The sequence below is a fragment of the Streptococcus suis genome (genome assembly GCF_002964045.1).
GTDB classification, from domain to species: domain Bacteria; phylum Bacillota; class Bacilli; order Lactobacillales; family Streptococcaceae; genus Streptococcus; species Streptococcus suis_U.
In genome coordinates, this window is the sequence record NZ_POPB01000291.1 from 1 (window position 1) to 25,223 (window position 25,223).

General features: G+C 40.9%; 22 protein-coding genes and 2 pseudogenes. 4 read left to right on the top strand and 20 right to left on the bottom strand.

The window, feature by feature from the left end:
• Positions 1-208 precede the first annotated feature (208 nt).
• The 13 genes from C1E99_RS03975 to yycF form a co-directional block, all read right to left on the bottom strand.
• On the bottom strand, positions 209-904 hold the full coding sequence (locus C1E99_RS03975) for a TIGR02206 family membrane protein (protein ID WP_330848219.1): 696 nt from the start codon (positions 902-904) through the stop codon (positions 209-211).
• A 174-nt stretch (positions 905-1,078) separates the two neighbouring features.
• Positions 1,079-2,233 (bottom strand): hypothetical protein, encoded by a 1,155-nt coding sequence (locus C1E99_RS03980; protein ID WP_105206652.1) that lies wholly within the window; start codon positions 2,231-2,233, stop codon positions 1,079-1,081.
• 125 nt (positions 2,234-2,358) lie between these two features.
• Complete coding sequence (locus tag C1E99_RS03985) at positions 2,359-3,723, bottom strand: UDP-N-acetylmuramoyl-tripeptide--D-alanyl-D-alanine ligase (RefSeq protein ID WP_105206669.1); 1,365 nt, start codon at positions 3,721-3,723, stop codon at positions 2,359-2,361.
• A 201-nt stretch (positions 3,724-3,924) separates the two neighbouring features.
• Entirely contained in the window at positions 3,925-4,593 is a 669-nt protein-coding gene (locus C1E99_RS03990) for an ABC transporter ATP-binding protein (protein ID WP_105206653.1), read from the bottom strand.
• 9 nt (positions 4,594-4,602) lie between these two features.
• Entirely contained in the window at positions 4,603-5,679 is a 1,077-nt protein-coding gene (locus C1E99_RS03995) for an ABC transporter permease (protein WP_105206654.1), read from the bottom strand.
• A gap of 1 nt (position 5,680) precedes the next feature.
• A complete protein-coding gene (locus C1E99_RS04000) occupies positions 5,681-6,061 on the bottom strand; it encodes an OsmC family protein (RefSeq protein WP_105206655.1) in 381 nt (126 codons plus the stop codon).
• A 98-nt stretch (positions 6,062-6,159) separates the two neighbouring features.
• Positions 6,160-7,206: a D-alanine--D-alanine ligase gene (locus C1E99_RS04005; RefSeq protein WP_105206656.1), complete on the bottom strand. Its 1,047-nt coding sequence runs from the start codon at positions 7,204-7,206 to the stop codon at positions 6,160-6,162.
• Between the two features lie 108 nt (positions 7,207-7,314).
• A complete protein-coding gene (gene recR / locus C1E99_RS04010; protein WP_105206657.1) occupies positions 7,315-7,911 on the bottom strand; it encodes a recombination mediator RecR in 597 nt (198 codons plus the stop codon).
• Positions 7,912-7,919: 8 nt separating this feature from the next.
• A complete protein-coding gene (pbp2b, locus tag C1E99_RS04015; protein WP_105206658.1) occupies positions 7,920-9,992 on the bottom strand; it encodes a penicillin-binding protein PBP2B in 2,073 nt (690 codons plus the stop codon).
• A gap of 90 nt (positions 9,993-10,082) precedes the next feature.
• Positions 10,083-11,468, bottom strand: a complete 1,386-nt coding sequence (vga(F), locus tag C1E99_RS04020) for an ABC-F type ribosomal protection protein Vga(F) (RefSeq protein ID WP_238146202.1) — start codon at positions 11,466-11,468, stop codon at positions 10,083-10,085.
• A gap of 530 nt (positions 11,469-11,998) precedes the next feature.
• Positions 11,999-12,802 (bottom strand): MBL fold metallo-hydrolase, encoded by an 804-nt coding sequence (locus tag C1E99_RS04030; RefSeq protein ID WP_105107854.1) that lies wholly within the window; start codon positions 12,800-12,802, stop codon positions 11,999-12,001.
• A gap of 6 nt (positions 12,803-12,808) precedes the next feature.
• Positions 12,809-14,158, bottom strand: a complete 1,350-nt coding sequence (vicK, locus tag C1E99_RS04035; protein ID WP_105206660.1) for a cell wall metabolism sensor histidine kinase VicK — start codon at positions 14,156-14,158, stop codon at positions 12,809-12,811.
• On the bottom strand, positions 14,151-14,855 hold the full coding sequence (gene yycF / locus C1E99_RS04040; protein WP_105206661.1) for a response regulator YycF: 705 nt from the start codon (positions 14,853-14,855) through the stop codon (positions 14,151-14,153). The genes vicK and yycF overlap by 8 nt, the downstream gene beginning before the upstream one ends.
• A gap of 193 nt (positions 14,856-15,048) precedes the next feature.
• Here yycF and C1E99_RS04045 point away from each other — a divergent pair, with 193 nt between their 5' ends.
• The 4 genes from C1E99_RS04045 to C1E99_RS04060 are packed head-to-tail and all read left to right on the top strand — an operon-like array spanning position 15,049 to position 18,047.
• Complete coding sequence (locus C1E99_RS04045) at positions 15,049-15,810, top strand: amino acid ABC transporter ATP-binding protein (protein ID WP_105107851.1); 762 nt, start codon at positions 15,049-15,051, stop codon at positions 15,808-15,810.
• 10 nt (positions 15,811-15,820) lie between these two features.
• Positions 15,821-16,660: a transporter substrate-binding domain-containing protein gene (locus tag C1E99_RS04050; RefSeq protein WP_105206662.1), complete on the top strand. Its 840-nt coding sequence runs from the start codon at positions 15,821-15,823 to the stop codon at positions 16,658-16,660.
• Positions 16,661-16,674: 14 nt separating this feature from the next.
• On the top strand, positions 16,675-17,373 hold the full coding sequence (locus C1E99_RS04055; protein ID WP_105206663.1) for an amino acid ABC transporter permease: 699 nt from the start codon (positions 16,675-16,677) through the stop codon (positions 17,371-17,373).
• Positions 17,374-17,387: 14 nt separating this feature from the next.
• Complete coding sequence (locus C1E99_RS04060) at positions 17,388-18,047, top strand: amino acid ABC transporter permease (RefSeq protein ID WP_029171308.1); 660 nt, start codon at positions 17,388-17,390, stop codon at positions 18,045-18,047.
• A 339-nt stretch (positions 18,048-18,386) separates the two neighbouring features.
• Here C1E99_RS04060 and thrS read toward each other — a convergent pair whose 3' ends face one another.
• The 7 genes and pseudogenes from thrS to C1E99_RS15575 form a co-directional block, all read right to left on the bottom strand.
• Entirely contained in the window at positions 18,387-20,339 is a 1,953-nt protein-coding gene (thrS, locus tag C1E99_RS04065; RefSeq protein WP_105206664.1) for a threonine--tRNA ligase, read from the bottom strand.
• 17 nt (positions 20,340-20,356) lie between these two features.
• A pseudogene (locus C1E99_RS15205) lies at positions 20,357-20,728 on the bottom strand (MazG-like protein).
• Positions 20,729-20,992: 264 nt separating this feature from the next.
• Positions 20,993-21,367: a hypothetical protein gene (locus C1E99_RS04075; protein ID WP_105206665.1), complete on the bottom strand. Its 375-nt coding sequence runs from the start codon at positions 21,365-21,367 to the stop codon at positions 20,993-20,995.
• 13 nt (positions 21,368-21,380) lie between these two features.
• Complete coding sequence (locus C1E99_RS04080; protein ID WP_105206666.1) at positions 21,381-22,694, bottom strand: glycosyltransferase family 4 protein; 1,314 nt, start codon at positions 22,692-22,694, stop codon at positions 21,381-21,383.
• Entirely contained in the window at positions 22,695-23,693 is a 999-nt protein-coding gene (locus tag C1E99_RS04085) for a glycosyltransferase family 4 protein (RefSeq protein ID WP_105206667.1), read from the bottom strand.
• Positions 23,694-23,787: 94 nt separating this feature from the next.
• A complete protein-coding gene (locus tag C1E99_RS15485) occupies positions 23,788-24,087 on the bottom strand; it encodes an LPXTG cell wall anchor domain-containing protein (protein ID WP_202863386.1) in 300 nt (99 codons plus the stop codon).
• A 339-nt stretch (positions 24,088-24,426) separates the two neighbouring features.
• Positions 24,427-25,206 (bottom strand): annotated as a pseudogene (locus C1E99_RS15575) (DUF445 family protein); the annotation flags it as partial.
• Between the last annotated feature and the right edge of the window lie 17 nt (positions 25,207-25,223).

Sequence of the window (25,223 nt, forward strand, 5' to 3'; positions counted from 1 at the left end):
TCTTTTTCCTCCTTTATCTAACCTGAACAATTAGATTATAACAGGAAAAAGAAATGGAAGCTCAAAGCCTTGTCAGCCACCAGCATAGCTGGTGGTTTTCTTGTTTTTCTCTACGAGAAAAACTGGCTCGAAGCCATAAAACAAAAGAGCTGCTGTGCAACTCTTTTATTATAACGGATTCGCATAGATTTTTCAAACGCTTGGAAACTCAATCTTGGAGCAGATAGACCAATTTCTTTTTCCAATATAATTGGAACCCTGCCTGAACAGAACTAATTAAACATGATATCACTAGCGTGAGGAGAACAAAATTAAACAAAATCACTTGGCTATTGACTATGGGTAAGCGAGTCAAATAACCATAATTACCTTTTGTCAACCAATTAACAAAAAGCATGACCAGATGAAGCATGACTGTCAGTGACAAACGCTCCCGTCTTGAAAGACTGAATTGATGTCCCTCTGTCAAAATATAAGACAAACACAACACTGCTAAAGCATAATGACCAACCACAAAGGTAAAGAAGGTCAGATGTGGAAAAGGAAAGGGATCGAAGACCGGGTAAATAAAAGCCACCAAGGAACCAATGAGACCAAGATAGGAAAAGTAGAGTTTCAAATCTCCCTTCCTAGCAAACAGTAAAAATAATATGGCTAGTCGACAATGATAAAAGGGTAAACTTTCAGAAAGGGACCAATCGGACCAAATATACCAACTGTATAAACTGACAATCTGCAAGCATAGAATAAACCAGAATACCTTTTTGAACCATGATTTAGCATAGAATTTCCTTGCTACATAGAGTAAAACGCAGAGAATTAAGAATAAGCTCATACGGTCGAACATGGTCAAACTAGGTCCATGCGAAACTTGATTTGTAAAAAAATCATTCATACTTTCCATACCTCTATCCTTTCTAGGTGTTAAAACAAAAGATAGTATATCAAATTGTATAAATGTTTACAAGGTTAACCAAGAAAATTGAATATCACTCAAATTAAAACTTGCAACAACAGACTACACATTTTAAAAACCACTTTTCTTCATCAATTCTAGAAATCGTTGTAGCCAATCATGCTACTCCTTCAAATCATCTAAACTATCTACAAAATCAATACATTTTTTAGCTCGTTCAGTATAGGGATAATATTTTTTCACCTGTCTTCTCAATTCTAAAACAACACATAACAACTCATCTTGTTGTCGCTGTTCCATCCGACGATGAAGTTGATAGGCAGTGTGCAACCTTTCAAGAATAAACAGTTGCTTATCGAGACTTTCAATATTCTGAACTGTTTTCAGGTCATCCAGACGATTCTGTGAACGGAGCCAATCAAATAAACACTTCACACGAGCCTGTTTTCGCTCGAGTTCCGCGATAGCCAATCTTTCCTGTGCTTCTTTTCGTTCAAGAAAGTTTTGATGCTCTACGATTTTATGACAGATTTCCCTATCTTCCATTTGGGAATCAAGTGAGGTCTTCAAAGCAATTAACTCTTCATCGAATTGTTCATCTAGCCAGGCTAATAAATCCTGCTTTTTCTGAGCCCATCTCTGCAAGTCAAGTTGCCTTTGTCGCTCACGCTCTGCCTCTCTTTCCCTCTTAGCTAGTAATTTCTCTCGTTCAAGGGCTTTTTTACGCAATGCAGCAGCAACTCGCTCGTGCAGTTTCCACCTTCTCAGCTTCTTTAAGTAGGCTTCCACATCAAAAACTTGATTCAATTCCGGTCGTAAATAATCATTAACCACATAAAGAATCCGCTCCATCTTATGAAAGGCCAGCTGTCGTTCCGATTGTTTTCTACTCAAGGCCAGTTTAAAAAGCTGGTAATCATTCCAAGGATCATAGCGATTGCCCCTATCTGCCTTAAAATAGCCCTTCTGGTAATATTCATCTAAACTATCCAAGTCCATTATTTCTTTTAGACTTGAAAAGTCAGAGTTTGACCGCAAACGATATTCTCGCTCTGCCTTTTTCAAACTCTTTGTCAGTTCCTTATTTTGAAATTTTTTGATACAAGAGGATCCAATTGGTGATAGCTTTATATTACTAAGATCTGTACGAGAAACAGAATAGACTTTCTGCAAGTGAGCCTTACCACATAAACACTTGCTTTCCATGGTCTTGTCAATTTTTTCTAGTTTTACCCTTGTCCACTCTTGCCTAGCTTCTTCCCAATTATCGGCTAGACTCAATGAAATGACTATCGTTTGTAAATTTGAATCCTTCATCTCAACCTCTTTTTGTATATTGTTATAACATATTTTATAAAATATATACATACTTTTCAAGGTCTTGAACAAATAAACATGATTGAACTTCTCCGCATTATTGCATAAGAAATTCAATCATATTCTTACAATTTTTCTAATTCTTCCACCACTTTTCCAAGGTTCATAGAATTAGAGCCTTTAAAGAGGATTTGGTCCTCTTTTCCTAGACTTTCCCTAACCTGTTTTACCAGGTCTTCAAATTGGTCCTGCTCTGCATTTTTCCTAAAGAAATAGACTTTTCCAATTGGGAACATCTGACTAGCCAACTGAGCCAATTCTTCAATATCCTGACCGTAGAAAATGACGGTGTCTAGCACATCAGGCGACAGGCTCAGAATCATCTGATTGTGGAGATCGACTGACTGGCTACCCAGTTCTTTCATGTCTGCCAAGACTGCGATTTTCTTGCCACCTTCATTGGCTGGAATGCTGGAGAAGGTTTCCAAAATCAAACGCATGGCGGTTGGGTTTGCATTGTAGACATCGCTGAGAATATCTGCTCCGTTTGCTGCCTTCTTCCACTCGGTACGGTTGCGGGTCAAGTTTAGACTGGCTAGGGCTGAGGTGATTGCCTCATCAGGCACACCCAAGGTCTTGCCCACAAAGCTTGCTACCATTGCGTTGGTGGCATTGTACTTGCCCGTTACTGGGAGGAAAATGTCGCCGTCCATAAAGTTGACGGTGAAAGTCAGACTGTCTTTTGACTCGACAAGACTGGTCACCTGCAAGTCAGCTGACGCGCCAAAGCGAATGACTTGGAGATAATCCGGTAGAAAACTGTCCGCAATTGGATCCGCTGGAATAATCAGCTTGCCACCTTCTGTCATACCGTCTGCAATCTGCATTTTCCCTTGGGCAATCTGCTCCCGAGAACCGAAAAATTCCAGATGGGCCTCACCGAACAGGGTGATGACAGACAGACTTGGCTTGGCAATCTCAGACAAGAGATGGATATCACCTAGATGGTCTTGCCCCATTTCCAAGACCAATTTTGCCGTATTATCGGGCATGTGAAGAACTGTGTAAGGAAGACCAATTTCGTTGTTGTAGTTGCCTTGGGTCTTATAGGTTTTATAGGTGGTGGCAAGGATGTCGTGGATCATGTCTTTGGTAGTGGTTTTACCGTTTGATCCTGTCACGGCAATGACTTCTACCCCTGTTTTCTCTAGGTAGTAGGCCGCTAATTGTTGAAGCGCAGCCAGGCAGTCCTCTACTAGAATGTACGGAACATCAAGGCTGACTTCAGACAGGGTTACTGCGCAGCCATTTTCAAAAGCAACAGGAATAAAGTCATGACCGTCACGCGCACCTTTGAGGGGAACAAAAAGATCCCCTTCTGTAATCAGGCGACTGTCGAACTCCACCTTGTTAAGGGCTCTATCGGGATAAAGACTAATATTATTTTTTGCACCCAAGACCTGAGCGACTTCGTGTAGGGTTAATTTCATTGTTTTCTCCAATAAACTAAAGGCTAGTTTCACCCCCACACCGCTTCTCAAAATTTGCGTCAACATCTCAGCGCAGTGGTTGATTGGCAGATTTGTTCGTGTTTTACACTCCAAATCTGTCCTAATCAACTGTGCGGGGGCGGGAAAACGAACTCTATTTTTGACCTTTCGAGTTCTTTCCCGCTCCCATTATACCACTTTTTATCGAACTTGAGTGAGGACACCATCTTTCATCTCATATACCTTGTCGCATTTTTCAATCATGCGCTGGTCATGCGTTACCATGATGATGGATTTGTTTCGTTCTTTGGCTTCCTTAGCTAATAACTCAACCACTTCAAAAGCACGATTACTGTCTAGACTAGCTGTCGGTTCATCGGCAAGAATCAAGGCAGGATCATTGTAGAGTGCACGTGCAATAGCCACCCGCTGCCGTTCTCCGCCTGACAAATCCTTAGGGAACTTGTTTTTGAGGTGGTCCACACCCAATTCAGATAGAAGCTCGTTTCGCTTGCTCGGATCAGCTTTCTTATTGACCTTATCAACCAAGGTTAATTGTTTTTCGACTGTTAAAAATGGGATCAAATTGGAAGCCTGCAAGACAAAACCAATGTCCTTATAGCGCAATTTGGCACGTTTTTTCTCAACTAAATCAGAATAATCTGATTGATTGATTAAAACACGACCTGTTGTCGGTGTTTGTAAACCACCTGCCAAGGTCAAAAATGTTGATTTCCCAGACCCGGACGGTCCGATGATTGCGACAAATTCGCCTTCTTCAATGCTAAAATTAGTCGGCTTAAGAGCCGTAATGGTTTGACTGCCATCCTGGAAGGTCTTACTAATATTTTCAAAAATAAGTGTTTTCATAACAACCTCCTAAGATAGATTTCGTAATGGATCTACCTTAAAGATAGAACGTACAGAGAAACTAGCACCCAATAGGGCAAATACAACTAGTGCTAGGCCGATTGCAATATAGAAGGTCCAGTTATTCTCAAATGGCACAGCGCTTGGCAAGACAAGGGATGACAAATACGTTCCAGCCAATCCAAGGACGGTTCCCAAACCAGCAAGTAAAAAGGTTTGAGCCAGTACAGAACCAGAAATATAGCCATTTGAAAGACCTTGAATTTTCATCAAACCAAAAATCGGAGATTTCTGTGTTGTTAAAACAAAGATAAAAATACCAATAACAATGGCTGAGATGACAATCAAGAATCCTATCATAAATCCAAAGGTCATATTTTGTGCCTTATATCCTGGCAGATTTTCAATAAAGTCTGCAATGGCAACTTTTTCCAGCTCTTCTGGTAGAGAAGCGACATCTCCACGAACGACAATGGCACTGGCAAGATTACTCGTTGCAGCTTGTTGTTTATCAGCCTGCATCAATTCTGCAAATGCCGTAAAGTCCATATATACAACAGGCGCCACTCCAAAATAAGCATTGTCTGTATAACCTACAATAGTCACTTTTTCATCAGAACCTGACAGATAGATTTGATCTCCAAGCCCAAAACCTTCTACTTCTGACAAGGTTTTGTCTACAAGGACTTCTCCCGTTTTTTCATACAAACGACCTTCTACAATATTTGGAACAATAAAACTATCTGATTCAACGGCAAAGATGTTTACCTTTTCTTTTTCATCTGAGGTGGCATTTTCATCCACATAGGCAACTCCTGCCTGTTGGCGAATCAAGGCCTTGTTACCAGCGTCTAGCTGATCAAGCAAGGCTGTATCAATTTTGGATGCTGTTATCAAGCGATTGCTTTCTGAATTAAGCAAAACATAATCTGCCTGCCACTTGTCAACAGCTGTTCTATTCTCCTGCATGAGACCATAAGCCAAACCTGTCAGAAAAAAGACCAAGTAGGAAATCAGGATTAACAATCCTAAAATCAAGCCATAACGCAACTTATTTTGTCGCATTTCTTCAATTGCTAAAAACATCTTACTCCACACTTTCTAAGACATAAAAACTTGTCTCAAACTGCAAGTCTTCCCTCAAAAGAGCTTTGACTTTACATTTCTTCTCCACATAGGCAAGAATCTCTTTCTGCTTCTGCGCTGAAACCGACTCACCAATTCCAATCAACACCTCAAAACGCTGATTGTCCAAGCGACTCTCCACCTGAACAGGCATGGTTTTATTGCCTTCTTGGCTTGCATAATAGCCCTGCACACACATGGTCACACAGGCAGCCAATCCTATATTGACCAAACTAACTGGAGTTTCCCCCTTCTCCGTCATCCCAAAGGTACGAACCGGTTCACCATAACCTTGAGAAACTGCCTGAAACAGACCTTCCCCTTTTACTGTCGTTTGATACATAAACACCTCCACATATTTGAAACCATTCTATTCTTTTTTGCAAACCTTTGCAAGAATGTGAACTAGAAAAAGATTGGAAAATTTTCCAATCTTTTTCATTAAATCAAATGACTTTCACGTTTTTCAAACATTTCTTTGGCCAAACGAACAAGCTCTTCAATCAAGTCTGGATAAGCTAGGCCCATATTATCCCAAAGGAGTGGATACATGGACCACTGGGTAAAGCCTGGCATGGTGTTGAGTTCGTTGAGGAAAATGTCGCCGTCTTCTGTCAAGAAGAAATCACAGCGAGAAAGTCCACAACCACCGATTGCACGAAAGGCCTTGGCAGCATTTTCTCGCATGATAGCCATAATTGATTCGTCAATTTGGGCTGGAATATCCATTGTGATTTTGTTATCAATGTACTTGGCATCATAGTCATAAAAGGCAACGTCTTTGACTACTTCGCCAGGAAGTGTGGTTTTCACGTCAGCATTTCCCAAAAGACCAACTTCAACCTCACGGGCGTTGACACCTTGCTCAACAAGGACACGGCTATCATACTTGAAGGCCAGATCAAGTGCCTGACGCAAGCCAGCTAAATCCTCAGCTTTAGAGATACCAACGCTGGAACCCATATTAGCAGGTTTTACAAAGACCGGATAAGTCAACTTTTCTTCAATCTCTGCAATCTTTTCCGCAATATTCTCACCTTCGATAACTGCCACATAAGGTACTTGGGCAATGCCAGCTGATTCTAGTACGCGCTTGGTTGTAATCTTATCCATGGCAACGCTAGAAGATAAAATATTGGTGCCAACATAAGGCATACGAAGCACTTCCAAGAAGCCTTGAATAGAGCCATCTTCTCCCATTGGCCCATGAAGAACTGGGAAAACGACTGCCTTTTCTTCATAGACATCGCTCGGACGGATTTTTTGTTCTTCAATAATTGTCGCATTTGTCATGAGTTTTTCATCGGCAGACGGTGTTTGAGAAAACTCTTGCGTCTTAATAAAGTCCCCTGTCTGACTAATGAAATAGGTTTTGACAAAAAAATTATCATAATTGATGGCGCGCATAACGCTTTCTGCGGATAAAACAGATACTTCACGTTCTGCTGAACGTCCACCATAAAGTAAAATCAAGGTTTCTTTTGACATATTCAATCCTTCCTGTGTCAATATTTTCTCTATTAGTATAGCATATTTTAACCACTCGAAACTGACCTAAGGTAAATTCGAATGATTATGAGTCAACCAGCCATTCGTCTACAACTCTGTTCTATTTTCGATTGCTCGCAGTAGAGTAACTTCATCGGCATATTCAATATCACTTCCAACTGCTAGACCTCGAGCTAATCGGGTTACTTTTATTCCAGCAGGTTTAAGCACACGAGAAATATACATTGAAGTCGCCTCACCATCCGCAGTTGCATTTGTCGCCACAATAACTTCTGTAACCTCATTGTCCATCAGACGAGTGAGGAGGGATTTCAAATTAATATCATCTGGTCCGATACCGTTCATTGGCGAAATCAAGCCATGCAAAACATGATAGAGACCGTGGTATTCTTGGATATTTTCCAAGGCTGTCACATCTCGACTATCCTCGACTATTAAAATAGTGGTCTGATCACGACTAGTGTCTTGACAAATACCACAAGGATCCTGGTCTGTCAAATTGCCACAAACCGAACAATAGGTCAAATCCCTCTTGGCAGCCAGGAGATTTTTAGCAAATTCGTTGACTACATCATCTTCCATACCAATGGTATAAAAGGCTAGACGCGTAGCTGTTTTAATACCGATTCCTGGTAGTTTCGAATAACTGTCAATCAATTTAGCTATGGGAGTTGGGTAGAGCATAAGCCTCCTTAATTCATTGGGTAAAGTGAATTGTATAAATTTATTATTTCATTCGTAATAGACTTAGTGGTTGTTGAACTCAAGTTTGTCAAATCAGGAAAAATAACTGCCACTGCGATTTTAGGATTCTCACTCGGAGCATAGGCTACAACGTTTGTGTTGACAGCTGTTACAACATCACCAGCCGGGGTTGTCGTAAAGGTTTCGGCTCTACCAGTCTTGGCACTGATGGTCACGGCCGCACCACGACCGATAGCACTACCTGTATTAAAGCGCCCACTACCATTGACAACTTGGTAGAAACCTTGACGAAGAAGAGACATTTCCTCAGCGGAAATATTAACCTGATTCATCTCCTTACCAGATACGGTTTCAATTAATTCTCCCAAACCACCTTGGGCATTATTCCCATAAATTCCCTCAACGAGGTGTGGAGAAATCCGTGTCCCGTTATTCGCAATGGTCGCTGCATACTGTGCCATCTGCATCGGTGTATAGTTATCAAACTGTCCAAATGCATTCATAATAAAGTTTGCGGTGGAATATTCTTCTGGTAAGAAACCTGTTGATTCAAGTGGTAAGTCAATTCCTGTTGGAGCACCTAATCCATATTCCGCAAAAGTCGAACGAAGCTTAGTCATGGCATTTGTCAATGTATCGCCATCATTCAAATACATGTTAGCTGAGTAGGTCTGACCAAGTAGTCCCAAAGCAATCTTAACCATGTAGGCGTTAGAAGAATATTCTAGAGCCTCTGTCGCATCAATATTAAAACTACCATAGGCCCACCAAGATGTAATTGGTGCTGAACCTGCAAAATAGATTGGTTCGTCTAACTGCACTTGATTGCCACTGATAACTCCATTTTCCCAACCAGATGAAATAGTTGCACCTTTGACAATAGAACCTGGAGTAAAGACGCTTGTGATAGTTCCAAGAGCATCCTCGGTAATACTACTTGTCCCCTTTTCATGTTTATAACCCGACATGGCCAGCACTGCACCAGTAGTCGGTTCTAAAGCTACAGCATATACACCATCTGAATAGAGTGCGCTTCCGGTTGATAACTCACTTTCAAAGTATTTCTTCAATATGGCATTGACACCATCTTGGAAAGCCAAATCAATGGTCAACTTGATATTATTTCCTTGTTGCCCTTCTTGAATGGTTTCAATACTTTCTACATTTCCATTTCTATCGAGATTAATTTCTTTCTTTTCACGTTGTCCTTGCAATACTTCCTCATATTGTTTTTCGAGATAGGCAGTACCGACTCTATCATTTGAAGAATAACCTTTTGAAAGATAGTACTCCGCATCCTCGGCAGGCAATCCTGCTTGTTCACTCGTTACAGTTCCAATTATGGAACTAAGTGAGGTTGGCAAAATCGATCTATCCCAGTTATTAGTTGTAGAAATCCCAGGGAGTTGATCCTCATTGGCAACAATATAAGCAACTTGTTCAGCAGATAAGGCATCCGTTACTAAATTTACTGTTGAAAAATAAGTAGCTCCATTCATCTGCTTAAATAATTCGATGGCCTTACTTTCTTCATCTGAATATTGTAATAAATCATCTGAGAGACTGTCTACTGCATTCGAATAAATCGTTGACTCTTCTAAATAATTCCCGTCCGAATCATAACGTTTGTCATCTGGCAAACTCTCTACTACTTTTTTATACACTTCTGTATCTGCCAAATAATAATCAGCTTTGTCCCTACGAGTAATATTGACATCCGAAACAGTGACCCATTGCAATAATTTATTTGCCACTTCCTTCATTTCCTGGGCCGTCATTTTATTTGACCGTGTAAAGGATACTACTTGTTGAATTTGGTTTTCAACTAAGGGGGTTCCTTTAGCATCATAAATCTGACCACGAACTGAACCCGTACTGATTATTTTTTGACTGGCGGTTGATAATTTATTGCGGTAAAAATCATGATTAACAATCTGCATATCAGCTAGACGCAAAATAAGAATCAGAAATAAAAAAATGACGATTGAAAACAAAATGTTTAGTCGAATTGCAATAAAATTTCCATCATGCTCAATAGATTTATTCGTTCGTTTATTCATTCAAAACCTCATTCTAGAAATATCCTTCTTATTATACCACAGGCGAAAAATATTTTTGAGACCCAACTGTCGTTTCAAATAATATTTTCTTTACAAAATTTTAAGGAGTTGACAATTCTCAATCCGCCATTTAGTTGGGACAAGATTATCTACAAACTGCTGGTCATGGGAAATTAAGAGAACACTGCCCTGGTAGTCTTGCAAAAATTTCTCCAGAGCTTCAATAGCTACCACATCCAAAAAATTAGTCGGTTCATCTAATATCAAGAGATTGGCATCGGCCAACAAGACCTTAGCCAAAGACAGTCGAACACGTTCCCCACCAGACAAATTGGCCACCTTCTGCTGGGTCTTATCGTAAGAAAGTCCCAACATACCTAAAAGATTGAGCACGGTCACCCTATCTTGAAGCGATGTCGAGCTAGCATTCATAAAGGCAGTATCTTCCTCATTCAGATTTGTCAAATCCTGGGAGAAATAAGCAATTTTTAATTTTGGATTGTAATAACCGTCTAATTCTTTTGAAATCAGTTTCCGAACAAAACTTGTTTTCCCAGAACCATTTGACCCAACCAAAGCTAACTTATCCCCAAAAGTCATGCCAAGCTGAGGAAAATCAAATAAATACTTTTCCCTCATCCAGAGCTGACCAGCCTGCAAGCGAAAAAGGCTGTGAAGACCAGTATCCAAGGCACCTTTCGTTTCCATCTTTACCCACGCTTCCTTTCTAGGTTGTTCAACCTTGTCCAAACGCTCCATTCGTTTTTCCAAATGCTTGGCAGACTTAGCCATTGACTTGGCTTGACTATCATAGGACCCCATCATGGCATTAACCTTCCACTCGGACGATGAAACACCTTTCTTTCTCTTCCCCATCTTCTGAGCCTTTGCCTGACGCTCTTGTTGGGCTTTTTTTAGTTGAGCGACTTTTTTCTGATAGGCTTCATAGGCCTCCTGCTGCCCTTCTCGTCTAGCCCGGCGACTTTCTACAAACGCCTCGTAATTTCCTAGATAAACCTGAACCTTTCCTTCTTCTAAATGCCAAATGTGACTGGCTATTTGATTGAGAAAATGCCGATCATGACTAACAACTAGTAGACTACCTCGATAGCGTTTGATTTGTTTGATTAGCTTTTCCTGGTGTTCTTGATCCAAATTGGCAGTCGGTTCATCCATGATTAACAACTGTGGTCTTTGGGCAAAAGCCTCTTGAATAGACTTCCAAACCTGTTCCCCACCTGAAAGCGAGCTCCTTTCCTGTAACTGGGGTACATAGGCCCAGTCTGCTTTTACCTCAATCTGACCAGCAAAATCCCTATCCAGTCCTAGTAAGATTTTCAAAAAAGTAGACTTGCCAACACCATTATTTCCAACCAAACCAACCTTTTGACCAGCTTGAAGGCTCAACTGCTGGATTGTAAACAAACTACGTCCCGCAAATTCCTTCTCTAATTGAATACATTTTATCATTTCCATATAGACCTCTTTTCTTCACAAAAAGGGCTTCTATTCTTCAAAAAATGACACAAGAAAAAAGCCATGCAAAACATGACCTTTCCCTATGGAAAAGTCACACGAATAGTAAGCCCTTATGAGCAGTCTTATCCCTTGTATAGTCATTTAGTTTATCTTTTATTACTTCGACGTAAGAGGAAACATCGTTTCCTTATTTCCAACTTCAAACACTCCACTGGATTGTTTGAACTCGCTTTGCCGTACTATGTAGAAGTAACTTGCTTGGCAAGTGCTATCTCCAACCTTGTACAGTCACTCGACTGTACAAGCAGCCTGCAGCTTTTGGTGCGAACATCATTCGCTCTATTTCCGACCTCCAACAGTCTATTCCTAGACTGTTGGAGCAAGTACTAAAAGTAAACAAAAAGACTAAATTATCAAATAATTGATTTTCAACAAGTTTTAAGAACGACTAATAAGCAGCTTAATTATTCATGTAACTTCACCTCACGTATTTTATATATTTATTTTAAACAAGTTCAATGAATTTGTCAAATCTTGGTCAATGGCGTCGCTGTATCTGGCGATGTGTCATAGACTTGAAAATCCACTCCAACCCCTAAATCAGCCTGCGCCAACTGATTAACCATGGTCATGTGGGCCAATTCCTTAATGTTATTTTCCTTTGATAAATGCCCGAGGTAAATCTTTTTGGTTCGATTTCCCAACGAGCGAATCATAGCATCAGCACCATCTTCGTTACAAAGATGGCCCTTATCTGACAAAATCCGTTGTTTGAGGTTCCAAGAGTAAGAACCTGCGCGCAAGATTTCGACATCATGATTGGATTCGATCAAATAAGCATCAGCATTGGCCACAATCCCAGCCATCCGATCGCTGACATAACCCGTATCTGTTAACATGACAAAGGACTTATCATCTTTCATAAAGCGATAAAATTGCGGACAGGCCGCATCATGGCTAACTCCAAAGGACTCAATATCTAGGTCGCCAAAAGTCTTCATAGCTCCCAATTCGAAGATATGCTTTTGAGCCACATCAATCTTACCCAATTTGCTCTCCATAGCCTGCCAGGTCAATTCATTGGCATAAATATCCATACCATATTTACGAGCTAAAACACCAATACCATGGATGTGATCACTATGTTCATGCGTCACCAGAATGGCATCAATGTCTTCTGGCTTGCGGTCGATTTCTGCTAAAAGACTGGTAATTTTTTTCCCAGATAAACCCGCATCCACCAAGATTTTCTTCTGATCCGTTTCCAGATAAAAGCAATTTCCACTGGAACCAGAAGCTAAAATACTGTAATTAAAACCTTTTCCTATCATGCTCTCCTATTCTTCCTCATCTGAATCATCCCACTCATCCAAGGCAATATCCTTGCTATATGGTAAAACAATTGTAAATGTTGAACCATGGCCATACTCACTCTTAGCCCAGATGAAACCTTGGTGTTGTTTGACAATTTCTTTGGCAATAGCCAAACCGAGACCTGTACCACCTTGAGCACGGGAACGCGCCTTATCCACACGATAAAAGCGGTCAAAAATTTTCGGCAAATCAGCCTTCGGAATCCCCAAGCCCTCATCCGAAATCGAAACAATTAACTGATTGTCTGTTGTTTTCATACTAAAGGTAACGGTACCACCGTCAGGAGAATACTTTATGGCATTGTTTAAGATATTGTCCAAAACTTGAGTCATCTTATCTGTATCAATCTCTACCCAGATTGGACTAATTTGATAATCACGAACGATGGAATAGACTTTATCTGAATCAGAATGCTTCATCTGATCAAAACGGTTGAGAATAAAGGTCACAAAAGCCGTAAAGTTTATCAATTCAACATCAATTTCACCGACTTGATTATCAATTCTTGAAAGACTTAACAAATCCGTAATCATCCGCATCATACGGTTGGTTTCATCCAGGGATACTTTGACAAAACTAGGTGCAACAGATTCCGTTAAGGCACCCTCATCCAAGGCTTCTAGATAGGATTTGACGGAAGTCAAAGGTGTACGTAGCTCATGACTCACATTGGAGACAAAGAGACGGCGTTCTCGTTCTTCCTTTGCCTGTTCTGTCATATCATGCAAAACAACGACTAAACCTGAGATTAGACCACTTTCGCTCCGAATGGTTGCAAAATTTGCACGAAGAGTTAGAAATTCCTCATTTTCATTGACATGATCGAGTACAATTTCAGGCGTTTGAGCTAACAGATCACGTAAGGAATATTGTTCTGAAATATCCAAGACATCCAACAAATTCAATTTTTCCTGCAACTTATTTGATAAACCTAACTGCCTCTGAGCCATATCATTCACCATGATGATACGACCGATTCTATCTGTCGCAATTACTCCATCACTCATATAGGACAATATAGAGGTCAGACGCGTTTTTTCTTGCTCCAGATTATCATGAGTCAACCGAATCACTTCAGAAAGATCATTGAGGGAATTTGCCATGTCAGTAATTTCTGGACTACCTCTTAAATCCAATACATCTGTATAGTCACCAGAAATCAAGGCATTAACTTTTTGATTAAGCTGCTTTATTTGCTTATTGTCCCTATAATTTTCAATCAATAAGACTGTCAAGGCAATTAAAAAGCCTATAAGGATGACAACAAACCAAAATTCTGCAGTAGTAATTAAATAACGTAATTGATTAATCATTTCCTTTGATAAAATATCCTACACCACGACGAGTCAAAATATATTCTGGACGACTTGGTGTATCTTCAATTTTTTCACGCAAACGACGAATGGTCACATCAACTGTACGCACATCGCCGAAATAATCATATCCCCAAACGGTTTCCAAAAGATGTTCTCGTGTCATTACTTGCCCTAAATGTTGTGCAAGGTGGTGCAACAGTTCAAATTCTCGATGAGTTAATTCAAGCTCCTTACCATGTTTTTTAGCTACAAATGCATCTGGAATAATCATTAAATCGCCAATGACCAGTTCAGTTGAACTGGTTGACTCCATATTTACCTGTGTTTCAGACAATTCACTACGTCGAAGCAAAGCTTTTACACGCGCCTGCAACTCACGGTTAGAAAACGGTTTGGTCACATAATCGTCCGCTCCAATTTCAAGTCCGATAACCTTATCAAATTCACTGTCCTTAGCAGACAGCATTAAGATAGGAACATTGCTTGTTTTACGGATAATTCTTGCAACTTCCAAGCCATCCAACTCTGGCAACATCAGGTCCAAAATGACAATATCAGGAAATTCCGCTTCAAAAACCTCTAAGGCCTCACGACCATCAAAGGCAGTTACAACTTCATAACCTTCTCGACTCATATTAAATTTAATAATATCTGAGATTGGTTTTTCATCATCAACGATTAAAATTTTCTTCATTTTTATATTACCTTTTTTTATTTCTTCTATTATAACAAACTTACTTAAAAATTTCATTTTTAAGAACCAGCTTACACAACGATGTCACAAAATGTAACATAAGATATATTAAATTGTCAGAATTTACTTGACATTCCTAATCTACAGTGCTACTATATTCATACGTTAGAAAACTTTACATAAGGAGAATTTTATGGCTTTAGTAGAATTTAAAGATGTTAACAAATACTACGGTGATTATCACGCCCTTCGCAATATCAACTTGGAATTCGAACCTGGACAGGTTGTTGTTCTCCTTGGACCTTCCGGTTCTGGTAAATCAACTCTTATCCGTACAATCAATGGTTTAGAATCAATTGATAATGGAAGCCTAGTGGTCAATGGTCACGATATCTCTTCTACTTCTATCAAAGAATTAGTTGCCCTCCGAAAAGAAGTCGGCATGGTTTTCCAGCACTTCAACCTCTACCCACACAAGACTGTGTTAGAAAATGTTACCTTGGCACCTACGAAAGTTTTGGGAATTGACAAAGCGACTGCGGAAAAAACAGCTCAAAAATACCTTGAATTTGTAAACCTATGGGATAGAAAAGATTCTTACCCAGCAATGTTATCCGGTGGACAAAAACAACGTGTGGCCATCGCTCGTGGCTTGGCAATGAAACCTGAACTCCTCCTCTTTGACGAACCCACATCTGCCTTGGACCCTGAAACCATCGGTGACGTACTTGCAGTTATGCAAAAATTGGCGCGAGACGGGATGAATATGATTGTTGTGACACACGAAATGGGCTTTGCCCGTGAGGTAGCTGATCGCATCATTTTCATGGCTGAAGGCCAAGTTCTAGTTGACACGACAGATGTCAATGGATTCTTTGACAATCCAACCGAACCACGCGCTAAACAATTCCTCAGTAAGATTATCAACCATGAATCTGATAAGGTAAAACTCTAGGAGGTAGTCTATGGATAAGAAAAAAATCAATATTTTCTTTGCAATTAGATTATTAGTCTTTGGACTTATTCTTCTCGTTTTTGCAAAACAACCAGTAGCTCAAACTGAAACACCCGCAAACATCACAAATAGTGATCAGGTTCAAGCTATCATTGATAGAGGCGTGCTCCGCGTCGGTGTGAAACAGGACGTCCCTAACTTTGGTTACAAAAATCCTGATACTGGTGAATTTGAGGGAATGGAGATTGACATCGCTCGCAAAATTGCAGATGAATTGGGTGTAGACATTGAATTTACTCCAGTCACTGCCCAAACCCGTGGACCACTTCTTGATAACGGTCAAGTGGATATGGTCATCGCAACCTTTACCATCACAGAAGAACGCAAATTGCTCTACAATTTCACAACTCCTTACTACACAGATGCCGTTGGCTTCTTGGTCAATAAGGATAGCGGAATTAAGACCTTTACCGACCTGGATGGAAAGACAATCGGTGTGGCTCAGGGTTCCATTACACGTACCCTCATCTCTGAATTGGCAGACAAGTATGGCATTTCAGTTAATTTTGCTGAACTAGGTTCCTATCCTGAACTTTCCGTATCTCTTAGAGCACATAGAACCGATGCCTTCTCTGTTGACCAATCCATTCTATCCGGTTACATTGGCTCAAAATCAGAACTCATGGACTTTAGCTTCTCAGCTTCTGACTATGGAATTGTTACTAAATTATCTAATAAAGACCTTAACGACTACTTAAATAGTCTCGTAGAAAAATGGACTGCCGATGGTAGCCTACAAAGCATCTATGATGCCAATGGTCTAGAACCAGTCACAGAAACTGACGAATAGAAAGGTGAAACAATATGACAGTTTTAACAACTAGTCCTTACGCTTGGGAAAATTGGGTCAGTTACTTCAATGATTTTCCAACCTTTTTCCAAGGCTTTCTCTCTACCTTAGCCATTTCTGTTGGAGCCTTTATCATGGCCATGTTTTTAGGAATTGTCTTTGGTAGTCTCTCTTCCAGCAAAAATAAAGTTTTGAAATTCATCGCACGTGTCTATGTTGAATATTATCAAAACACACCGCTTTTGGTTCAGTTCATGATTGTTTATTATGGACTTCCGTTGATTTCAAATTATGTTCTCATGCCGTCTATTTACTGGACAGCTGTTATCTGCGTGGGACTCTATCACGGTGCCTATATCGCAGAAGTCATTCGTGCAGGGATTGAAGCTGTGCCGACTGGGCAAACTGAAGCAGCACTTTCACAGGGATTTACTCAGGTTGAAACCATGCGGATCATCATCTTGCCGCAGGCCATTCCGACTATTCTACCACCTTTGACCAACCAAGTAGTAAACTTGATTAAGAATACGGCTACTGTTGCCATCATCTCTGGAGCTGATATTATGTTTATGACAAAATCTTGGTCTGCCATGAATGCCAACTACATCCCAGCCTTTGCTGGTGCTGCGTTCCTTTACTTCATCATGTGCTTCCCTGTTGCAAGCTGGGGTCGCCGCATTGAAGAAAAGAATAAATCAGCTTTTTCACACTAATAGGAGGTTGAACGATGAATTATGTTTTAGAATTACTCAAACCTTCAACCTTCCAACTCTTGTGGAGCGGTTTGAAGTTAACCCTTTATATCTCAAGCATATCGGTAATCCTGTCCATTCTTTTCGGAATGATTCTCGCCATCATGCGTAACGGAAAAAATCCAATTTTCAAGTGGATTGCAACTATCTATATCGAATTTGTGCGTAATGTGCCAAACTTGCTTTGGATTTTCACTGTCTTCTTAGTCTTCCAAATGAAGTCAACGCCTGCTGGTATTACTGCTTTTACTATTTTTACCACGGCAGCCATGGCCGAGATTATCCGTGGTGGTCTCAACGCCATCGGACCGGGCCAGACCGAAGCTGGCTTATCACAGGGTTTTACCCCAGTACAAATCATGGTTTATATCATCATGCCACAGGCCATTCGTAAGATGTTACCGGCTATTATCTCGCAGATTGTAACGGTCATCAAGGACACTAGTTTCCTCTACTCCGTTATCGCCCTGCAAGAACTCTTCGGTGCGAGTCAAATCCTAATGGGACGTTACTTTGAAGCAGAGCAAGTCTTTGCCCTCTACATCATGGTCGCCTTGATTTACTTTAGCATCAACTTTGCCATTTCAAGCCTGTCACGCTATGTGGCTAAGTCTTGGGCGAGCAGCATAGAATAATACTCTTCGAAAATCAAACTCAGCCGTTGTTGACTTGATTTGATGAGTGTAAAGCTCCTGTGGAGCTTTACAGCCTACTACTTGAAAATGCGAATGTAGTAGAGTTCTATCTGCTCTTAGAGAAACGAAGACGTTCGCCTATTTCCAACCTCCAAAGGTTCCCCAAACTTTTTGTAGCGAACTTTGTTCGCTCTATCTCCAACCTCCAAAGGTTCCTCGAACCTTTGAGTTAGCCTGATTTTGATTTTCATTGAGTACTACCTAACCTCCCAGCCACTCGGTTGGGAGTTTTTTGGCTGTCAAAAAAGAAGCCCTTTCGGACTTCTCACTTTATAATTCTTATTCTACATCTTCAGCTGGTCTTGACTTGCGGGCAATATCTGCTAGGATATGGTCCACAAATTCTGATACAGACTGAGTTTGTGTTGCCTTGCTTCCGTAGCGGCGAACGTTGACTGCATTGTCTTCCATTTCCTTGTCACCGACGATGAGTTGGTATGGAATCTTGCTGGTCTGGCTCTGACGAATCTTGTACTGCATCTTCTCGTTACGTTCATCCACGTGTACGCGAACACCACGGTCTTGCAATTCTTTGGCAACCTTCCAAGCGTAATCCAAATGAGCTTCCACAGAAATCGGAATCATGGTCACTTGGGTTGGAGCCAACCAAGTTGGGAAGGCACCCTTGTAGGTTTCAATCAAGATGGCAGTGAAGCGTTCCATAGTCGAGATAACACCACGGTGAATCATGACTGGGCGGTGCTCCTCGCCGTCAGCACCAATATAGGTCAAGCCAAAACGTTCTGGCAAGAGGAAGTCCAACTGAATGGTTGACAGAGTTTCCTCGTTACCAAGGGCAGTCTTCACCTGAATATCCAACTTCGGACCGTAGAAGGCTGCTTCACCCTCTGCTTCAAAGTAGTCTACACCCATTTCATCCATGGCACCCTTCAACATACGTTGGGCATTTTCCCACATCTCATCGTTGTCATAGTACTTCTCTTTGTCCTCTGGGTCACGATAAGACAGGCGGAAACGGTAGTCGTTTAGGTTGAAATCTGCGTACACATCGATAATCAACTGGAGAGCTTTTTTGAACTCTTCTTGGATTTGCTCAGGTGTCACGAAAATATGACCGTCGTTAAGAGTCATCTCACGTACACGCTGCAAACCAGTAAGAGCACCTGATTTCTCATAGCGGTGCATCATACCAAGCTCAGCGATACGCACTGGCAATTCACGGTATGAACGCACATGGTTTTTATAAACTTGAATGTGGTGCGGACAGTTCATCGGACGAAGAACAAACTCCTCACCGTCGCCCATGTCCATAGTTGGAAACATATCTTCTGAGTAATGCTCCCAGTGACCTGAGGTCTTATAAAGCTCAACAGAAGCCAATGGTGGCGTGTAAACGTGCTGGTAACCAGAAGCCAATTCCTTGTCAGTGATGTAACGCTCCAAGGTACGACGGATAGTTGCACCGTTTGGCAACCAGAATGGCAAGCCTTGACCAACTTCTTGGCTGATCATGAAGAGATCCAATTCCTTACCAAGTTTACGGTGGTCACGCTCTTTGGCTTCCTCACGCATTTGCAGGTAAGCTTTGAGGTCTTTCTTGTCAAACCAAGCTGTACCATAAACACGTTGCATCATTGGATTTTCGCTCTTACCACGCCAGTATGCACCAGCCACGTTGAGCAATTCAAAAATCTGGATACGGCCTGTTGACGGAACGTGTGGGCCACGGCAGAGGTCAACGTATTCACCCTGAGTATAGATGGTCAAACCGCCCTCGTCATCAGAATGTTCTTGAATCAATTCCAACTTGTAAGGATCGTTTTTGAAAATCTCAAGAGCTTCTTCCTTAGTTACTTCACGGCGTTCAGAAGGGAAGTTTTCCTTGACAATTTTCATCATTTCTTCTTGAATACGTGGCAGGTCTTCATTTGAAATCTGACCAGCCGCATTGTCCGTGTCATAGTAGAAACCGTCCTGAATAGCTGGACCGACCCCCAACTTGATGTCTGGGTACAGACGACGTGCCGCCTGAGCAAACAAGTGAGCTGCTGAGTGACGCAAGATGTCCAAGGCATCCTCGTGGTCAGGCGTTACGATTTCAAGCGTACCATCATCTTCAATGGCACGAGTGGTATCAATCAATTTACCATTAAACTTACCCGCAAGTGCCTTTTTCGCCAAAGACTTGCTGATGCTCTCAGCAATTTCAAAAGTAGTCACGCCAGCCTGGTACTCACGAACAGCACCATCTGGGAAAGTAATTTTTAACATAGATATCTCCTTATTTTTTATTTTTTAATCCCCAATAACTCTTCTTTTTGAGCTAAAAAGGTTTCCATTTCTTTTTGAATATCAATATCCAGGCGGTCAGCTAATTCGATTAACCACCAGATATTTTCAGCCATTTTATGCTCCAAGGTATAGGGTGTTTCATCATAGTAACGACCCTGCTTGGTCATAATCAGGCGGTTCATGTTGCCAATATCATTGGTCAACAAGTCTTTATTTTAGGTTGTTGAGCTGAAACAGTCTATCCCCAGACTGTTTCACTCCTCAATGGACCACTCTTTGTCGTGGTGTTTGAGTTCCAACTCTCTGTAAGCCTTGCGAACGGCTAGGCAACGGTCAATCGTTTCTTGTGGAATGCTGGTCAACTTCATCTCCTTATTTTGTCAAAAAAGTAAAACACGACGCCCTCGCAAAAGGACGTCGTAACGTGGTTCCACCTTCATTCGCAGTCACGCTGAAAAGCCTGACTACCTCAGATTGGCGATAAGGGAACCACCCTTTTATGTTTGCATAAAATCATACCGAGTAGTGTCAATCCTATCCTCTATGTGCTTGCACCCACCGCACACTCTCTCAAAGATTTCCTAGAATTGATAAGTCTCTAAAAGCTATTATAACAAGGATTATCAGATATATCAAGGATTTTTCTTCATTTTCTTTCTTAAGGAAAATAGCAGAGCTCCTAAACCATTTCCCATGACGGCACATAGGGTATAGGCAATCTGGTAGACAACTATCCACTCTTGAAAGAAAAATATTGTTACAGGATACAGTAGAAAAACCAAGGCACTCAGCCAAATAGATAACCCCTCACTGAGACCATAAATAAGACTAAGCAAAAATAATACAAGCGGTGTGTACATCAACATATTTCCAACTACAAGACCCTTGGAAACCATTGTATCCTTAATCAGATGAAAAGCAATCAGATAAATCCCTGTATACATGAATAGGATAACCAGTCCCGCTAGAATCATTGCCTTCCAACTTGCTTTCTGCCATTTTATCATCGATAACTCCTATTTAATCGAAGAAATTACGAACAGACCGCACTTGCTCTACAGATTTCCTTAAGATTTTGACGGTTGTATCTGAGGAAGCCACGAAAGCTCGACGAGGAATTGCAATTGCACCTTTCAATAAGCTCTCTGCAACGCTATCCTGGTTAGTATGTTCTTTACGAAAATCATAGGAAATCTTCAAATCCAAGTAATATTCATAAACACGACGACCAAAATTGGTAGACGAAATTTCATAGAGTTTTTTATCTAAAACATTTGGATTCATGACTGGTGTTGCCACAATAGCTTCCACTACTGCATCAGCCAAGTCATTCTCACGAAGGAATAAGGTACCAAACATCTTATCTGTGATGACATTGTTCAAATAAGGATTGGCTTGTGCCAAAATAGGAGTTCCAGAGGCTAAACTTTCTAGGAAAGTCAAGCCTTGAGTTTCACTCGTTGAAGCCGAGATAAAGAAATCTGCAGCCTTATAATAAAGGGCTGTATCACTTGGGGCAATCATTCCTGTTAATTGAACATTTGCCGTCAAATCAAGCTCTGAAATCATTGTCTGCAATTCACCTGCAAAGGGACCACCACCTACAATGACAAATTTTACTTTTGGATTTTCAGAAAGAATCTTTGGCATAGCTTTAACTATAGCCTGGATATTTTTTTCTTGAGAAATACGCGAGAGACTCAATAGCATTGTCTCATCATCTGTAATCCCAAGCTGATGACGAAGCTCAGCTATTTCAGCTTTTCCAATTTCCGGTCTTTCAAATTTTGCTAAATCAATTCCTGTCGGAATGACACGTTTCGATATCGGTATATTATATCCAGTCAACAAATCCTCTACAATCTCACTAGGACAAATGACCCCATCCAAATCTCGGAAAAATGCCCGGACAAAATACTTAATCATACTTGGACGGATGATTCTCCCTTTGGCAATATAATGAACATAATCTTCATATTGAGTATGGTAGGTATGGACAACAGGGATATCCAATTCCCTAGCTATCATTTTCCCTAACATGCCCAGAGAAAATTCTGTTTGCGTATGAATAATATCCAACTTATAACGACTAGCAATCTTTAGAGCATCAGTAAATCCTGCATAAGCTACTCGTCGATCTTTAAATGCAAAAAATGGAACGCTTGGAATCCGAATGATATCCCAATCCTCATAACGATTCACATCCTCATCTGTCGTTGTAAAAATAAAAACAGTATGTCCTAGTTTCTCCAACTCCGTTTTCAAGGTCCGAATAGAGGTTGCTACCCCTGACACTTGTGGAAAATAAGTATCTGTAAACAATCCAACTCGCATCTACATCTCCATTACTTGACGATAGGCGTCTACCAATTGATGTCCAACCTGATTTATTGATCGACTGACAGCCACTTGATACCCTGCCTCTCGTTTATCAACTTCTTTATCTAATATTTTTTGAATGGATTCTACAAAATCCTCAACACTTTGCCCTAGTTCAGCACTGTTTTCGTCGATCCAGCCTTCATAAACTGGAATATCCCTTAAAACAACGTGCTGATGACTTGCTAAGGCCTCTAGAACCACAATTCCTTCTGTTTCTTCATACGATGGAAAAAAGAAGGCATCCGCTCCGCTCATTGCTCCCTGAAAAACAGCCCCTTTGAAATAACCTGGAAACTCCACATTGTCTGGATGGTCTCCCTCTACAATCTTACGAATATAGGAAGGAATCATCCACTTATTGATGGAACCCAGCCAAATAAAGCGAACATGAGGCATTTTTTCGGCAACTTTCACAAAATCCTCAATCCCTTTTCGGCGGAAATAAAGCCCCGCGCAGACAACAACCGGCTGCCCTTCTGAAATCTTAAAATGCTCTCTAAAAACAGTTTCTTTTTTTTCATCTTTTTTGTATTTCTCTAAATCAATGCCGTTTGACACTGCAATGATTGGTGTCGTGACACCGTAACCCTGAATAAGTTTTTTCGAATATTCTGACGGGGTAATGACGAAATCAGCTTTTTGATACATGGAAGCTAGGTATTTTCCTACAAATGGAGCCAAAAAATTGGAGCCTATAAAGGAATTTTGGAAGTCTTCCTTGGTTGAATGTCCATGCATGATAACTTTTTTTCCCCGTCTTTTCGCTGCATGAAGCAACAACCATGAACGTGGTCCATAGGTATTGATGTGTACTACATCATAATCTCCAAGCAAGTCTGTTGTATAGGGAATTCCTGCCATGTCTAGCGCCTCCATCTGATGTTGGAGTGCCCTGCCAATCCCTGATTTTTCTAATACGGTTTTACCTTCAAGATATAATAAAACTTTCATACTTCTATTATATCCCTTTTTCCTACATTTTCATATCGTTAACTGATTTTTATCAAAAAAAGTAGTTAGCTTTGCCAACTACTTTCTAATACTATCAATCATTTCTTCTACGTTTCTTAGCAGTTAATGCGAATGCACCTAATAGAACTGATGCACCGATGACACCTGCAGCTGAAGAACTCTGTTCACCTGTATTTGGTAATTTAGCGTTTGATATATCCGCAGGAGTTATTGAAGGAGTTTCACTCTGAGATTCTGAAGTTGATTCTGACGGCTTTTCTGAGATAGATTCACTTACTGACTCAGAAACTGATTCTGATGGTTTCTCTGAGATAGATTCACTTACTGACTCGGAGACTGATTCGGAAATGGATTCTGAGACGGACTCGGACACTGATTCAGAAACAGATAAAGACTGACTAATAGATTCTGAAATGGATTCAATATTTATTGGAGGGAGCGGTGGATTTACCAGTCCAGGACCGTGTGAGTGGATTTCGACACTTGACTCGGAGACGGACTCTGAAAGTGACTCAGAGACGGATTCTGACACTGACTCGCTTACTGACTCAGAGATTGATTCTGAGACGGATTCGCTTACTGACTCTGAAACTGACTCAGAAATAGATTCTGAGATTGACTCAGAGACTGACTCAGAGATCGATTCTGAGACGGATTCAGAGATTGATTCTGATACTGACTCAGACACTGATTCAGAGATGGATTCTGATACTGACTCAGACACTGATTCTGAGAGGGATTCTGATACTGACTCAGACACTGATTCTGATACTGACTCAGACACTGATTCAGAGATTGACTCAGAGACTGATTCTGAGATTGATTCTGATACTGACTCAGACACTGACTCAGAGATTGATTCTGAAATGGACTCTGAGACTGATTCTGAGATTGATTCTGATACTGATTCAGAGATTGATTCTGAAATGGATTCTGAGACCGACTCAGAGATAGACTCTGATACGGATTCTGAAACTGACTCAGAGACTGATTCTGAGAGGGATTCTGAGATTGATTCTGATACTGACTCAGACACTGATTCTGAGATTGACTCAGACACTGATTCTGAGATTGACTCAGATACTGATTCAGAGATTGATTCTGATACTGATTCTGAGATGGACTCGGAGACGGATTCAGAAACTGATTCAGATACTGATTCTGAGACTGATTCGCTTACTGATTCTGAGATGGACTCGGAGACGGATTCTGAAACTGACTCAGAGACTGATTCTGAGAGGGATTCTGAGATTGATTCTGATACTGACTCAGACACTAATTCTGAGATTGACTCAGACACTGATTCTGAGATTGACTCAGATACTGATTCAGAGATTGATTCTGATACTGATTCTGAGATGGACTCGGAGACGGATTCAGAAACTGATTCAGAGACTGATTCTGAGACTGACTCGGATACTGACTCAGAAATTGACTCAGACACTGATTCTGAGATGGACTCTGAGACTGATTCTGAAATTGACTCAGACACTGATTCTGAGACTGACT

Excerpts from the sequence above, each read along its gene's own strand:
- C1E99_RS04005 (WP_105206656.1), bottom strand. The coding sequence starts at position 7,206 with ATGTCAAAAGAAACCTTGATTTTACTTTATGGTGGACGTTCAGCAGAA.
- C1E99_RS04060 (WP_029171308.1), top strand. The coding sequence starts at position 17,388 with ATGAATTATGTTTTAGAATTACTCAAACCTTCAACCTTCCAACTCTTG.
- C1E99_RS04075 (WP_105206665.1), bottom strand. The coding sequence starts at position 21,367 with ATGATAAAATGGCAGAAAGCAAGTTGGAAGGCAATGATTCTAGCGGGA.
- recR (WP_105206657.1), bottom strand. The coding sequence starts at position 7,911 with ATGCTCTACCCAACTCCCATAGCTAAATTGATTGACAGTTATTCGAAA.
- C1E99_RS04080 (WP_105206666.1), bottom strand. The coding sequence starts at position 22,694 with ATGCGAGTTGGATTGTTTACAGATACTTATTTTCCACAAGTGTCAGGG.
- C1E99_RS04030 (WP_105107854.1), bottom strand. The coding sequence starts at position 12,802 with ATGATAGGAAAAGGTTTTAATTACAGTATTTTAGCTTCTGGTTCCAGT.
- vicK (WP_105206660.1), bottom strand. The coding sequence starts at position 14,158 with ATGATTAATCAATTACGTTATTTAATTACTACTGCAGAATTTTGGTTT.
- C1E99_RS03990 (WP_105206653.1), bottom strand. The coding sequence starts at position 4,593 with ATGAAAACACTTATTTTTGAAAATATTAGTAAGACCTTCCAGGATGGC.
- C1E99_RS04085 (WP_105206667.1), bottom strand. The coding sequence starts at position 23,693 with ATGAAAGTTTTATTATATCTTGAAGGTAAAACCGTATTAGAAAAATCA.
- thrS (WP_105206664.1), bottom strand. The coding sequence starts at position 20,339 with ATGTTAAAAATTACTTTCCCAGATGGTGCTGTTCGTGAGTACCAGGCT.
- yycF (WP_105206661.1), bottom strand. The coding sequence starts at position 14,855 with ATGAAGAAAATTTTAATCGTTGATGATGAAAAACCAATCTCAGATATT.
- C1E99_RS03995 (WP_105206654.1), bottom strand. The coding sequence starts at position 5,679 with ATGTTTTTAGCAATTGAAGAAATGCGACAAAATAAGTTGCGTTATGGC.
- pbp2b (WP_105206658.1), bottom strand. The coding sequence starts at position 9,992 with ATGAATAAACGAACGAATAAATCTATTGAGCATGATGGAAATTTTATT.
- C1E99_RS04055 (WP_105206663.1), top strand. The coding sequence starts at position 16,675 with ATGACAGTTTTAACAACTAGTCCTTACGCTTGGGAAAATTGGGTCAGT.
- C1E99_RS04050 (WP_105206662.1), top strand. The coding sequence starts at position 15,821 with ATGGATAAGAAAAAAATCAATATTTTCTTTGCAATTAGATTATTAGTC.
- C1E99_RS03985 (WP_105206669.1), bottom strand. The coding sequence starts at position 3,723 with ATGAAATTAACCCTACACGAAGTCGCTCAGGTCTTGGGTGCAAAAAAT.
- C1E99_RS03975 (WP_330848219.1), bottom strand. The coding sequence starts at position 904 with ATGGAAAGTATGAATGATTTTTTTACAAATCAAGTTTCGCATGGACCT.
- C1E99_RS04045 (WP_105107851.1), top strand. The coding sequence starts at position 15,049 with ATGGCTTTAGTAGAATTTAAAGATGTTAACAAATACTACGGTGATTAT.
- C1E99_RS04000 (WP_105206655.1), bottom strand. The coding sequence starts at position 6,061 with ATGTATCAAACGACAGTAAAAGGGGAAGGTCTGTTTCAGGCAGTTTCT.
- C1E99_RS03980 (WP_105206652.1), bottom strand. The coding sequence starts at position 2,233 with ATGAAGGATTCAAATTTACAAACGATAGTCATTTCATTGAGTCTAGCC.